General features: G+C 58.5%; 10 protein-coding genes. 9 read left to right on the top strand and 1 reads right to left on the bottom strand.

Annotated features, from left to right (window positions below; all coding sequences use genetic code 11):
• The first annotated feature begins 45 nt into the window (after positions 1 to 45).
• Positions 46 to 873, top strand: coding sequence for a response regulator (locus OVA03_RS10925; RefSeq protein WP_267524488.1), 828 nt, complete (start codon positions 46 to 48; stop codon positions 871 to 873).
• 62 nt (positions 874 to 935) lie between these two features.
• Positions 936 to 1,730 carry a DUF72 domain-containing protein gene (locus OVA03_RS10920; protein WP_267524487.1) on the top strand — a complete coding sequence of 265 codons (795 nt, stop codon included), beginning with the start codon at positions 936 to 938 and terminating at the stop codon, positions 1,728 to 1,730.
• Positions 1,731 to 1,888: 158 nt separating this feature from the next.
• Here OVA03_RS10920 and OVA03_RS10915 read toward each other — a convergent pair whose 3' ends face one another.
• Positions 1,889 to 2,545 carry a hypothetical protein gene (locus tag OVA03_RS10915; protein ID WP_267524485.1) on the bottom strand — a complete coding sequence of 219 codons (657 nt, stop codon included), beginning with the start codon at positions 2,543 to 2,545 and terminating at the stop codon, positions 1,889 to 1,891.
• 568 nt (positions 2,546 to 3,113) lie between these two features.
• On the opposite strand from OVA03_RS10915, the gene OVA03_RS10910 reads away from it, so the two are divergent.
• The 7 genes from OVA03_RS10910 to rimI all read left to right on the top strand — a co-directional run bounded on the left by OVA03_RS10910 (position 3,114) and on the right by rimI (position 14,076).
• On the top strand, positions 3,114 to 5,453 hold the full coding sequence (locus tag OVA03_RS10910) for a glycosyltransferase family 4 protein (protein WP_267524483.1): 2,340 nt from the start codon (positions 3,114 to 3,116) through the stop codon (positions 5,451 to 5,453).
• A 24-nt stretch (positions 5,454 to 5,477) separates the two neighbouring features.
• Positions 5,478 to 6,806, top strand: coding sequence for a glycoside hydrolase family 130 protein (locus tag OVA03_RS10905; RefSeq protein WP_267524481.1), 1,329 nt, complete (start codon positions 5,478 to 5,480; stop codon positions 6,804 to 6,806).
• 112 nt (positions 6,807 to 6,918) lie between these two features.
• On the top strand, positions 6,919 to 11,829 hold the full coding sequence (locus OVA03_RS10900) for an NAD-glutamate dehydrogenase (protein WP_267524479.1): 4,911 nt from the start codon (positions 6,919 to 6,921) through the stop codon (positions 11,827 to 11,829).
• A gap of 9 nt (positions 11,830 to 11,838) precedes the next feature.
• On the top strand, positions 11,839 to 12,306 hold the full coding sequence (locus OVA03_RS10895) for a universal stress protein (protein ID WP_189484985.1): 468 nt from the start codon (positions 11,839 to 11,841) through the stop codon (positions 12,304 to 12,306).
• Between the two features lie 58 nt (positions 12,307 to 12,364).
• Positions 12,365 to 12,934 (top strand): NifU family protein, encoded by a 570-nt coding sequence (locus OVA03_RS10890; RefSeq protein ID WP_267524476.1) that lies wholly within the window; start codon positions 12,365 to 12,367, stop codon positions 12,932 to 12,934.
• Positions 12,935 to 13,630 (top strand): tRNA (adenosine(37)-N6)-threonylcarbamoyltransferase complex dimerization subunit type 1 TsaB, encoded by a 696-nt coding sequence (gene tsaB / locus OVA03_RS10885; protein ID WP_267524474.1) that lies wholly within the window; start codon positions 12,935 to 12,937, stop codon positions 13,628 to 13,630. It abuts the gene before it with no gap.
• Positions 13,627 to 14,076, top strand: a complete 450-nt coding sequence (gene rimI, locus OVA03_RS10880; protein WP_267524471.1) for a ribosomal protein S18-alanine N-acetyltransferase — start codon at positions 13,627 to 13,629, stop codon at positions 14,074 to 14,076. Before tsaB ends, rimI begins: the two co-directional genes overlap by 4 nt.
• The last annotated feature ends 90 nt before the right edge of the window (positions 14,077 to 14,166 follow it).

Raw genomic sequence — 14,166 nt, 5'->3', positions numbered from 1 at the left:
AGCCCCCCGCCCGTGTCTACCAATGTACGCATGAGGAGGCAATGAATGGCGTCGTTAAACAGACCAGAGGATACAGCCGGCATACCGGAAGCGCTTATTGTTGAGGATAGCCTGGCGCAGGCGCACATCATATCGCGCATGATCGAGGCTCAGGGCTGGGCCTGTCGGCATTGCCCGACCCTGCAGGAAGCCTATGATGTGCTGAGCGCCCGAAAAGCCCGCGGACGGACTATTCAGGCGCTGTTTCTGGACGTGTTTGTGGGCGCCTATGACGCGCTTGCCCATGTCACCCGCATGAAAACCTTTACCAAAGGGGCGCCTCTGATCCTGATGACGGCGGGGGGCGGCCATGAGGCCACAGAGACGACGCTGAACCGGGCGCGCCAGACGGCGGCGGACTTTGTCCTGCGTAAACCGTTCGCGCCGAACCATGTCTGTCACATTTTTGAGACCTGTTTTGCCGTACCGGGACAGGCTGTGCCACGTAAACACGTTGTGGTTATCGACGGTAATGCCGGGATAAGGGCGCACATCCGGCGGGTTCTGGAGACGGGCGGCTACCGCGTCAGTGATTTTGCCGATGTCGATAGTGCCGTTGAGCGCGTCGATATGGTCCATGTCGATCTGGTGCTGTGTGAGGTCATCATGCGCGGCACCGGCGGTCTGCGCGGTATGCACCGTATCAAACAGACCTTTCCGCACATTCAGGTGGTGGCCATGTCGGCCGGGGTTGAGGGCCGGATCAGCGGGGCGCGGGCCTTAAGCATGAGCCGCCAGATGGGTATTGATGCGCAACTGCCCAAACCCTTTGGCGACGATGATCTGACCCAGTTGATCGGGCTGATGCTGACCGATGCGGCTCTGATCGATTAGCGCCCGCTTTACGAACGGCACCAGCCACCGTATCCTTACACATCATCAGCAGGATACGCATCATGACCGGAACAATCCGCATTGGCATTGGTGGCTGGACCTATGAGGACTGGCGCGGGCCGTTTTATCCTGACGGTCTGGCCCAGAAGCGTGAACTGGAATATGCCGCACGCCAGATGACGGCGATTGAGGTCAACGGCACCTATTATGGGTCTATGAAACCGGCGTCCTACATCAAATGGTTTGAAGAGACGTCGGAGGATTTTGTCTTTACGCTCAAAGGGTCGCGCTACACCACCAACCGGCGCGTGCTGAGCGAAGCGGGTGAGTCGATCGAAAAGTTCATCACCTCTGGCATCACTGAGCTTAAGCACAAACTGGGGCCGATCAACTGGCAGTTCATGGCCACCAAAAAGTTCGACCCGGTGGATTTCGAGGGGTTCCTGAAACTATTGCCCAAACGTCATGACGGCATCGATCTGACGCACGCGGTTGAGGTCCGCCATGACAGCTTTCGCTGCGCGGAATTTGTGCAGATGGCGCGCCACTACGGCGTCGCGGTGATCACGGCGGCGGACTCGGAGTTTCCGCAAATCGCCGATGTGACCGCGCCGTTTGTCTATTTGCGTCTGATGGGTACGCGGGAAGGCGAGGCGAAAGGCTATAGCGAGGCCGAACTTGATGCCTGGGCGACGCGGCTGAAAACCTATGCCGCCGGGAAGGTGCCGGATGATCTCGACGCGGTTGAGCGCACGACCGATAGCAAGGGTCGCGATGTCTATGCCTTTGTCATCAGCGGCCATAAGGTGCTTAATCCGGCGGCGGCCATGGCGTTGATTGACCGCGTGAAGGGCTGAGGGTTACGGGTGGTTGGAAGAGCCCCCACCACCCCTTTGCTACGCAAAGCGGTCCCCCTCCCCGGCGCGCCGGGGAGGTATAATTTTCTTATACTCCCCCGGTGTACCGGGGGAGATGTCACGAAGTGACAGAGGGGGGCCTTGCGAACTTTTGGGACTTAACTGCTGTCGGTGATGACACTCGGAACACTTTCCGGCAGGACCAGCTTGACCTCACCGCGGGCGACGCGCCAGTACATCTCGCCGCCTTCGGCCTCAAACCACGGCGGATGCTGCGTGGCCAGAATCGTCCGCTCATCCAGCCACAACAGGCCGGTTTTCGGATCGAGACGCGGCGGGCATTTCGGCGCCTCCTCTGCCTCGTCCAACAGATCATCATCAAGGTCGTCATTAATCTCAGAACCAAAATCGGGTTCCGACAAATCAAGGCCCTTGATGCGCGTGATCAGCTCATCGGGTGTGAGGGTTTGCGCCTCCGAAACAGGCTCGATTTTGGGGCGGAGTTTTGGGGCCAGTTTCGCGCACACCGTCTCATGGTTTTCGCGCAAAGCCGCCAGCTTCAGGCCGAGCTCTTCGCGGCTGCGGGCGACCTCTTCGGGGGTGAGTTGTTTAGATTCCGTGCGCTCTGACGCATCGACGCGGGCGTAGATGCGCTCTATCAATAGGCCCGTGCGCGTCATTTGCTCCAGTTCCGGTACATCGCCCGGCGACGGCAGATCGCCCAACCGCTCCAGCATCCGGTCGGCAAAGGCCCGCAGACGCGCGCGCCGCTCTTGCGGCGTGTAGCGTTCAGCTGTGTGCGGGTCGGATGTCATCCCCTAAGCATGGGGGGAATTGCGAACTGAGGGGATAAGTTCTCTTCTCCTCCCCGTGCCATAGGCATGGGGAGGTGGCTGCAAGCGTAGCGCAGCAGACGGAGGTGGCGGCGCAGACAGTGCCAGTGCACAGACCTTATACCCATGAGCGGTGGTGGACACCAGGGCGGCGCTGTACCCCTCCGTCTCGTCGCTCACGCGCCGATCCACCCCCCCCATCTTCGCCCAAGGCTCGATAGGGAGGAGAAAAAGGCGCCGACTTGTCCGTCTGCATCACGTTACGGGTGCAGGGGCGAGCCCCTGCCGGCTCAAAACATCGTGAACAGACGGTGTTTTAAGGTCTTAATGCGTTCCTGACGGTTGATTTTTATAATTACCATGGCTTTCTTATGGGAAATAGCACAGGTATTAAACGTACAATTTGTGCCAGCCACCGTTACTAAGTTGTTTGCGGTTAAAGGCGGCGTATTTACGCCGGACCCTACTTCAAGATACTGGAATTTTACCTGACAAACCCGGTTTGTCAGCCGGTGGAGGTGCGCGTTCATTTCATATTTGAGGTCGGATCATGCTGCAAGAACAGACTGTGGGAGTGGGGTCATCGGATATGGCCTTTGAAATAGCTGATTTACCGGTGGTGGCACCGCAATCCAGCCAACGGGCGCAGTCTGCCCCTAAAATCCGCCGCGCGGCCATTATGGGTAATTTTCCGCCGCGTATGTGCGGGCTGGCGACCTTTACCCGCGATATGTATGCCTGCCTGTCGCGCGCCTTACCCAAGGCCGGCTGGCGGGTGATTGCCATGAATGATCCGAATGGTGCCTATGACTATCCGGACGTGGTCACCGACCAGATTGCGCAGAACGACCCGGAGGCCTATCGCCGTCTGGCGGCAAGCCTTAATGCGGACGGTATCGATGTGATGTTCGTGCAGCATGAGTTTGGCATTTTCGGCGGCCCGGCCGGAGAATACCTGATCGAATGTCTTGAGCGCCTGAATATGCCAGTGGTGACGACCCTGCATACGGTGTTGGAAACGCCCAATGACGACCAGAAGCGCGTCATGGCGGCGCTGATCCGCGTATCATCGACCTTGATCACCATGGCCGAGCGCGGGGCGAAAATCCTGCGCGAGGTCTATAAGGTGCCCGATGCCCAGATCCTTGTGGTCCCGCATGGCGCGCCGTCGCGCCCGCTGGGGGATACGGAGCGATTTAAAGAAGTGTTCGGCGTGGGCGGGCAAAAAACCCTTATGACCTTTGGCCTTTTGTCGCCTAACAAAGGCATAGAGACCATCATCAGGGCCTTGCCGGATATTCTCGATAGCACGCCGGACTTAAGTTATCTGATCGTAGGTGCCACCCATCCGCATCTGGTGGCCGCTCAGGGCGAAGCCTATCGTGAGGGCTTGATGGATATGGCGCGGCAGTTGGGTGTTGAGGATCACATCGTCTCTGTGAACCGCTTTATGGATGATGCCGAACTGATCGATATTCTTCAGGCGACCGATATCTATGTGACACCCTATCTGACCGAAACCCAGATCACGTCGGGGACCTTAAGTTACGCACTGGCGCTGGGCCGCCCGGTGGTGTCGACGCCGTACTGGCATGCGGCAGAGGCGCTGGCGGACGGGGTTGGGATCATCTGCCCGTTTGAAGACAGCGCGACCTTTGCGCGCGAAATCTCCAACCTTCTGACCTCGGACGAGCATCGCGCCGCCATGTCTCAGCGCGCCTATGACTATGCCCGCCCGTCGCGCTGGAGTGCGGTTGCGGACTCTTATGTCAACCGCGCCGCCGCCGATATAGACACCGGAAAGATCGCGGCCGGAAACATCGCAGGCGTGCCCATAAAGCCTGAGCGCCCCCGCGATTACCTGACCCATCCGCCGTCGTGGGAAGCCATTGAGCGCATGAGCGATGACTGCGGCATTTTTCAGCACGGCAAGTTCCGGCTGGCCGATCGCAACCATGGCTACTGCACCGATGATAATTGCCGCGCTTTGTCGCTGATCGCCCTGCAATCGGGGTGGGTCGAAGAAAGTGCGACCCGTGACCGGCTGGCCTATACCTACGCCGCCTTTGTCAATCACGCCTGGACGGGTGAGCGGTTCCGCAACTTCATGGACTATGGCCGTCACTGGCTGGATGACGGCGGATCGGACGATTGCTGTGCGCGCACGCTGGAGTCCCTGATCGACACGGTGCGCTCAAACCTGCCTGATGACTTAAGGTTATGGGCCAAGGAACTGGCGCAGCGCGTTATCCCTCAGAGCGAAAACTGGACGTCGCAGCGCTCGCGCGCCATACTGATCCGGGTGCTGTCGCGCGCCCTTGGCCAAGTCGGGGATGAAGGCGATATCCGCGCCCGCATCCGTGAACTGAGCCGGTTGCTGCGCAACGGTCTAAGCGACCATAGCAACGGTAGTCATGCATGGTTTGAGCCTACCTTGAGTTATGACAATGCCCGCCTGCCGGAAGGGCTTATTCTGGCCGGCGAAACCTTAAGCGATCAAAGCCTGATTGATGAGGGGACGGAGGCTCTGTCGTGGCTGATGGCGCAGCAGACCTGCAGCAAAGGCGGTCATTTTCGACCCGTGCCGACCTCGCGCTTTGATCAGGGCGGCCAGACCGTGGCGCTATTTGATCAGCAGTCGCTGGAGGTGCAGGCGACCCTCAATGCCTGCCTGACAGCGTGGCGGGTAACACAGGATACGCGCTGGAAGGACGAAGCGTTTCGGGCGTTTGCGTGGTTCCACGGCGAAAACGATCACGGCCTGTCGCTGATTACTGCGGATGGCGGCTGCTTTGACGGCCTGACGCCGGAAGGCTGCAACCAGAATCAGGGGGCGGAGTCACTTTTGGCCTATCACCTGAGCTGGACTGCCATGATGGCCAACCTTTAAGTGAACACAGTACGGGGACAACCAATGACCAATCTTAACCACAGCCCGATCGTGCTGACGGCCAATCCTGAGCGCGTCGTCTTGCGTCCGTTCTCAATCTCGGTGCAGCCGACCGGGTCGGCGCAGGGCAGCGCATCGCGTGCTCACCGGATTTGCAACCAGCTTGTCAGCCTGACGCGGGAGCAGTGTCAGGCGGAGCTGGCCAATGTGAACCGCGACTTTCAGGGCCGGCACTGGCAAACCCGTGAAATCTTCATCGACCGCTTCAATCAGATTCAGCAACTGATCGGCGGTATGGATAATCTGGATGACGATCACCGGGCGCTGATCGGGGCCTATTTTTCCCATGAGTACAGTTTTGAAGCCGCCGCCGTCATGAACCCGTCGGTTGTGCCGCACCCGGATCAGTCGGCCATGGCGGAAGGCCATGTGCGCTTTATCATGTCGCTGCGGACGGTGGGCGAAGGACATATTTCGACCATCTCCTTCCGTGAGGGTGTGCTGAGTACCGACGGCAATATCGAGCTTAAGGACGAAAGCGATTTTGTGGTCGCCGCCTCTCCGGCCAGGGATTTTGGTGCGGACGGGCCGGTGGAACTGCGCCGTCATGCCGCCTGTAATATTTCCTCGACCGTGATTTTTCCGATCACCCGCGCTCAGGCCAACGGGATTGAAGACCTGCGCATGGTGCATTTTCAAGATGAGAATGGCCGCTCGACCTATGTCGGCAGTTACACCGCCTATTCCGGGCGTGAGATCGGGTGTGAGCTGTTTGAAACCGATGATTTCATGACCTTCCGCCTGTCGCCGTTTCGCGGTGAGGCCGCCCGCCATAAGGGGCTGGCGCTGTTCCCGCGTAAGATCAATGGCCGTTACGCCGCCATTGGCCGTCTTGATCACGAAAGCCTGTATTTCCTGGAGAGCGATGACCTGACGGTGTGGAACTATGGCGACCGGTTCATTGAGCCGGTCTATCCGTGGGAACTGGTGCAGATGGGTAATTGCGGCTCACCGATCGAACTGGACGAGGGCTGGCTGTTGCTGACCCACGGCGTCGGGGCCATGCGGCGCTATTCGCTGGCGGCGGCCCTGCTTGACAGGCACGACCCGCGCAAGGTCATTGCGCGCTCAACCGTGCCCTTGCTGTCGCCGGATGAGGAAACCCGCGAAGGCTATGTGCCGAACGTGGTCTATACCTGCGGCGGTATGCGGGCGGGTGAGTGGATCATGATCCCCTATGGTGTCGCCGATTCGTCGATCCGGTTCGTGACGGCGCGCATCTCAGATATCCTGAATCATCTGGGTGTCGGGGCCGAACAGGCAAGCCAGCCGATAGTCGAGCCGGTGAAGTAGATGTGAACGGCGCACGGTCTGGGTGATGGGTCTTAGGGGATTGTTTTGTTAAGAAATGTGGATCATCATCCCGCGCCAAACGCCCTCTGATTTGACTTAAGGCAGACCGAATATGGACGACAATGCCCTCCGCCGCCCCGCAACGACTGGACAGGATGAAGCCAGGCTGGATGAGGGCGGAGCAGGGCCTGCACTGATCGCCGCCTTTGCTGCGGCCCTTGGCGTGCCGCCTGAGCAGCTTATCCCGGCGCAAAGTGCCTTTGTCCACCAGATTGTTGAGGATTACGATCCGGAAGAACTGTCCGATCTCGCCCCCGCTGATCTGGCGCACCATCTGGCCGAATTCTGGGCCATGGGCGATGTCCGCGAAGGCGGCAATCAGGTGCTGACCCGTCTTACGGCGGCGGGCGGCTATGATATTTTAAGCGTCATTCAGTCGGATGCGCCCTTCATCGTCGAAAGCCTGATGGGCGAGCTGATCGATCAGGGCGTGTCGATCCGTTCGATGTTCCATCCGGTCGTGGCGGTTGACCGCGACGATACGGGCCGCCGGGTTGAAGGCGAATCTGGCAAAGAATCGATGATCATGGTGTTTGTCGAGCGCCAGCCGACGGAGGTTCATGGCCGGATTCTGGAGGGGGTCGATAAGACCCTGAATGATCTGAGGCTGGCGGTGCTGGATTTCCCGCGTATGCTCAAGTTGCTGGCCCATGAAATCGAGGCGCTGGAGGGTTTAAACGCTAAAATCGATCCGGCCATACTGGATGAAAACCTGGCCTTTCTGCGCTGGGTGCAAAACAACCACTTCGTCTTCTTAGGCGCCAAGGGCTATGTCTATCCGCGTGACGCCGATGGCGGTTATACGCAGGAGGGGCCGCTTAACCTGCTGCAGGAAGGCTTTGGCATTTTGCGTGATGCCGACCGTCCGATCCTGCGCCGCTCATCGGAGCCAGCGGTTCTAAGCGCGCAAATTCTCAATCAGCTTGAAAACTCTGAGCCAGTGACGGTGGCCAAGGCCAATCTTAAATCCCGCGTCCACCGCCGGGTTTACATGGACTATATTGGCATCAAGCGGTATGGCGAGGATGGCAAACCGTCCGGTGAAGTGCGTTTTGTCGGCCTGTTCACCTCTGAGGCTTATGATCGTCCGGCATTCGAAGTGCCGCTGATCCGCAAAAAGGCCGATTATGTCCTGACCCAATCCAAGGTCATTGGCTTCAATAACGGCGGCTATGCCGATAAGCGCCTGAAAAACATCATTGAGACCTATCCGCGCGATGAACTGTTCCAGATGGAGGCGGCGGATTTGCTGCGCATTTCGCGCGGTATATTGCACCTGTCGGACCGGCCGCGGGTGCGGATATTTACCCGCCCTGATCCGTTTGACCGCTTTATCTCTGTGCTGGTATACATCCCGCGTGAGCTTTATCAGGTCGTCCTGCACCAAAAAATCGGGACGCGTCTGGCCGATGCCTTTATGGGGCGCGTGTCGGCGGTTTATCCCTATGTCAGCGACAGTTTGCTGTCGTGCCTGCACTACATTATCGGCGTGACGCCGGGCGATCATTTCGATCCGTCGGTGTCCGACCTTGAAACCGATATCGAAAACCTGACGCGGGCGTGGCCGCAAAAGGTTGAGGCTCTGGTTCACGACGGTGACCCGCAAACCCTATTGGGGCTGGACGCCTTTCCAGGCGATATCCGCTGGCATGCCTGGGCGCGGGCCTTACCGAGCGGCTATCAGGAGCGTTATGACCCTTATGAAGCCGTTAAGGACATCTGGTATCTGTCGCGGCTGGAGGCGTCATCGCCGCTCAATTTGCGCGCCTATCAGCGGCTGGAGGATTCAGAAACCCAGTTTGCCTTTAAGCTTTATCAGCGCGCCCGCACGGCCATTGCCCTGTCGGATATCCTGCCGATCCTTGACAATATGGGCCTGAAAACCCTCGAAGAAGACGGTAGCGAGGTCATTGTCGACGGGCCGGACGGTAAGACCTATTTCTGGGTACACGAATTCATCGTCCATTCGCCGACAAAGATCACGGATTTCGCTGCCTTCAAGCAGCGCTTTGAGCAGGGGGCCTTGGCCCTGTGGCAGGGGCTGACCGAAAACGATGGCTTTAACGCCCTGCTGGTGACGGGGGCGGATTGGCGTCAGACCGCCTTGCTGCGCGCCTTGTGCCTCTACCGCCAGCAATCGGGCCTTGATCCGTCGCCCGGGGTGCAGCAGCAGGCCTTGCGTGAAAACCGCGACGTGACCGAAGCCCTGTGGCGCTATTTTGAGCTGAAATTTGATCCCGCAAGCGGTGATGTTACGGCCCGCACAACCGAGGTTGAGGCGGCCAGAACGCGCATCGATACCCTGCTGCAAACCGTATCCAATTTTGAGCAAGACCGTGTGCTGCGCCGTCTGGCGGCCCTGATCGGGGCTATGGTGCGCACCAACTATTATCAGTTGAATAACGATGGCCAGCCGAAAACCTATATCTCGTTCAAGGTCAAAAGCCGTGACCTGATCGACCTGCCCGACCCCAAGCCGTTCCGCGAAATCTTTGTCTGGTCGCCGGATGTCAATGGTATTCATCTCCGGTTCGGGCCGGTGGCGCGCGGGGGGCTGCGCTGGTCCGACCGCAAGGATGATTTCCGTACCGAAGTGCTGGGCCTCGTTAAGGCGCAACAGGTCAAGAACGCCGTCATTGTGCCGGTCGGCTCCAAGGGCGGGTTCTTCCCTAAATCCCTGCCCAAGGGCGGCACGCCCGATGCCATCCGCAATGAGGCCATTCGCGCCTATAAAACCTTCCTGTCGGGACTGCTCGACCTGACCGACAATATCGGCCCCAAGGGTGAGATTGTGCATACGGCCTCGGTCGTCATGTGGGATGAGCCCGACCCCTATCTGGTGGTGGCCGCCGACAAAGGCACGGCGACGTTTTCGGATATCGCCAATGGCGTGTCAGCCGATTACGGCTTCTGGCTGGGCGATGCCTTTGCCTCGGGCGGCAGCGTCGGCTATGACCACAAGGCGATGGGCATTACCGCGCGCGGAGCGTGGGAGGCGGTTAAGCGCCACTTCCGCGAATTGGGCAAAGACATTCAGTCTGAACCGTTCACCGTCGTGGGTGTGGGCGACATGTCGGGCGATGTGTTCGGCAATGGCCTGTTGCTGTCGCGCCAGACCAAGCTGGTCGCGGCCTTCGATCACCGTGATATTTTCATTGATCCCAATCCGGATGTGGCGGTTTCGTTTGCCGAGCGGGAACGGCTGTTTGCCCTGCCGCGTTCCTCCTGGCAGGACTATGATAAATCCCTGATCTCGTCAGGCGGCGGCATCTTTTCGCGCGGCCTGAAATCGATCGACCTGACGCCGGAAATCAAGGCCCTGCTGGGGATCGAGGCCGATGCGGTCTCTCCGTTCGATCTGATGCAAGCCATCCTTAAGGCCGAGACCGAACTGCTCTATTTCGGCGGCATTGGCACCTATATCAAAGCCCCGGCCCAGTCCCATCTTGAGGTCGGTGATAAGGCCAATGACGCCATCCGCATCGATGCCACCGACCTGAGGGTTAAGGTGATCGGGGAGGGGGCTAATCTTGGCATGACCCAGGCCGGCCGGATCGCGGCGGCGCAAAACGGGGTGCGGCTCAATACCGACGCGATTGATAATTCGGCGGGCGTCGATTGCTCCGACCATGAGGTCAATATCAAGATTCTGCTGGGCTCACTGGTCACCAATGGCCGTATGACCATGCCGGAGCGCGATGCACTGCTGGCTTCGATGACCGATGATGTTGCAGCCCATGTGTTGCAGCATAATTACCGCCAGACCCTGGCCCTGACCCTGCAGGAAGCCAGCGCCTTTGCCGATAATGGCGCGGCCCAGATGTTCATGTCGGGGCTTGAAAAACGCGGGAAACTGGATCGCAAGGTCGAGGGCCTGCCGTCCAATGCGGCGCTGGAAGCCCGTAAGGCCCAGTCCCAGGGGCTGTTCCGGCCGGAACTGGCGGTCACGACCGCCTATGCCAAGATCGTTTTGTTTGATGATATTGTGGCCTCATCGGCGCCTGATGATGCGGCCTTTGAGCGGATGCTGATCGATTATTTCCCGCACGCCCTGCATGGCTATGTCGCTGAAATCAACGGCCACCGTCTGAAGCGGGAAATCATCAGTACGGTTCTGGCCAACGATATCGTCAATATGACCGGTGCCAGCTTCCCGGCCCGGCTGATGAAATCCGCCGGTGTCGATGCGAAGACGTTTGTGCTGGCCTTTGAAGGGGCGCGGCGGCTGTTTGGCCTTAATGCCTTGTGGGATCAGGTCTCGGCGCTGGATAATATCATTCCGGCGTCGGCCCAGACCGCGCTCTATCAGGAAATCGCCCTGTTCCTGCGCCGGCAAACCTACTGGCTGGCGCGTCGGTTCGGCACAGAAGGTAAGGCGGTTGATGAGTTGGTCTCAGATTATCAGGCCGGTGTCTCTGAATTGTTGGCCCATGGGCCTGATCTGATCAGTGTGTATGACAGCGGCAATGTCGCGCGCCGACTTGAGCGCCTCAAAGCGGCGGGTGCGGATGAAGCCCTGGCGGGCCGGATCGCCTATCTGCGCTCGTTCACCAGCGCTACGGATATTATCGACCTGTCGGTAAAGCATGGCTTTGACCTTAAGGCGGTGGCGCGGCTCTATTATCTGGCCGGTGAGCGGTTTGGCTTTGATCGCCTGCGGGCCGGGGCGAATGAGCTGTTCAGCGCCGATCCGTGGGACCGCATGGCCCTGCGCCGCCTGACCGAAGACCTGCTGGCGGAGCACAAAAGCGTTGTGGCGGCGATTTTAGGAAGTGGTCCGGCGCTTGACCATCCCGCGGCGCAACTGGCCGATTGGGCTGAGGCGCACAAAGCGCTTATTGATCCGGCCCGTCAGATGATAGAAGATATCGAGCAATCCACTCAGGGGGCCGCCGCCTCCTGGAGTTTTGCCAAGCTGACCATCGTCAATGCGGTGCTCAGGGAATGGATCAACAGGTTATAGGGCCCCTTCGTGCGCAAATTTTTGATTATTGCCGACGATTCCCCTGAGTTTCAGGCCGCGCTCACCTATGCCTGCGGGCGCGCGAAAGCGACCCAAGGGGTGGTGACCTTGCTGCGGGTTCTGCCGGAAACCGACTACACCCAATGGGCCGGTGTGCGCGATGAGATCGAGCGCGAACAACGGGCTGAGGCCGAGTCCCTGCTGTCCAAACTGGCCGATATTGCCGCTGTTAAATCGGGCCATCCGGCGGAAATCATTATCAAGATCGGGGCCGTGCGTGATGCCATCAAGGCCCTGATCTCTGAGGATCGCGGCTTGAAAATTCTGGTGCTGGCGTCGGCTTCGGGCCGGGATCCGGGGCCGCTGATCTCCAGCTTGATGCGTGATGGCGTGGCCAGTCTCGGCGGGGGGCGGCCCATACCGATCACCATCGTGCCGGGCGATCTGGATGAGGCGGCGATTCTTGATCTGGTCTGATGGGGCTTGTTTTTTGGGCGCTTTAGGGCCATCTACCGGTTAATCATAGGAACTGCCCATGTTTATCCAAACCGAAGCCACGCCTAATCCCGACGTCATCAAGTTCATCCCCGGCCGTGAGGTTTTAAGCGGCGGCTCACTGGATTTGCGCACTGAGACTGAGGCGGAAAAATCACCGCTGGCTTTGGCCCTGTTTCAGATTGACGGCGTATCGGGCGTCTATTTCGGCCATGATTTTCTGACCGTGCGCCGTGACCCGGAATCGGGACTGATCTGGGCGCAAATCAAGGCACCGATACTGGCCGCCATCATGGATTTCTATAGTTCCGGCAAGCCAATTTTGACGCAAGCCGAGGCCGAAAAGGACGCGGTCGTCTATGAGGGCGAACTGGGTCAGATCGTGGCCGAGATCAAGGAACTGCTCGATACGCGGGTGCGTCCGGCGGTGGCTCAGGACGGGGGCGATATCGAGTTTGATCGCTTTGATGAAGATAGCGGGACATTATGGCTGCATATGCGCGGGGCCTGTTCGGGGTGCCCGTCATCATCGGCAACCTTGAAACAGGGTGTTGAATCGCTGATGAAGCACTATGTCCCCGAAGTAAAGCATGTGGAGTCGGTGCTTTAGGTGCTGGGACTGGTTGTCGATACCTCGGTCGGTGCCTGCACGGTCGGACTCTATGAAAACGGCCCGAATGGCCTGACATGCCTTTATGATGATACCGCACTGATGAACCGTGGCCATCAGGAACATATCGGCCCGCAAATCTGGAATTGTTTCCATAAAGCTGGAATTAATCCAAAAGCCCTTAATCGTGTCTGTGTGACGCTGGGGCCAGGGTCATTTACCGGGCTTCGGGTAGGTTTATCCTTTGCCAAAGGTCTAGCCGAAGGCGCGGGCGTTGCTTTACGCGGCTTTTCAACCTTAGAGGCGATGGCCGCGTTTGAGGGGCTTACGGACACGCGGCGTCTGGTGGTGATCGAGGCCGGACGTGGGCAGGTCTATGTGCAGGCCTTTGACGGTATGGCCGCCATAACGTCGCCTATACCATTGAATATTAATGATAATGAGGGCTTAAGTGCCTATGCGAACACCCTGCCGGACGTGGGGATTCTGACCGGCAATGGCGGCGATCATGTCCGGTCATACTGGCCGCAAGCTTTGGTCATACCGCAGATTTGCCCCTCAACTCAGGCCATGGCGCGTCTGGGATTTGATGATTTAGACCGTTCAGATGTTAAACCGGTCTATATTCGTGAGCCCGACGCCAAGGTGTCCGACAAACGGATTGTCCGCTTCGATACGGAGCGTCCACCGGCATGATTATTGAGGATATTGGTCAATATACGCCTGATATTTCTATAATCCACGAACAAAATTTCGATTTTGGCTGGAAAGATTCTGAATTTATAGAAATATTGTCCAAAAATACGACCTTGGCTAAATGCGTAAAAATAAATGATGAAATTCAGTCATTTATGTTTTTGTCATTTATTTCCCAAGAAGCAGAAATATTAACGCTGGCGACCCGTAGCGATGCGCACAACCGGGGTCTGGCCACCGCGCTGTTGGCCGCCGTTATCGATGACCTGAAAGGGCGCGGATGCGAGAGCATTTTCCTAGAGGTCGCGGTCGATAATCCGGCCGCACTGGCACTTTATAAAAAGCTCGGCTTTGAGCGGGTGGGCAAGCGTAAATCCTACTATAGTCGCCGCATCGGCCCGCCGGTCGATGGTCATGTGCTGCGGCTTGATCTGTCCGGAGGCTGAATTTGGCGTGACGCCTGCGACATTCTGTCTTGCGCTTGCGGTCATCAATCCTTAACCTGTGCTTATCGCGTTGAAACCGCGTCGAATAAA

Origin of the sequence: Asticcacaulis sp. SL142, assembly GCF_026625745.1 — a bacterium.
In the GTDB taxonomy this organism is placed as follows: Bacteria; Pseudomonadota; Alphaproteobacteria; order Caulobacterales; family Caulobacteraceae; genus Asticcacaulis.
The sequence above is the reverse complement of the archived record's forward strand: the minus strand, read 5'-3'. Positions and strand labels throughout refer to the sequence as shown.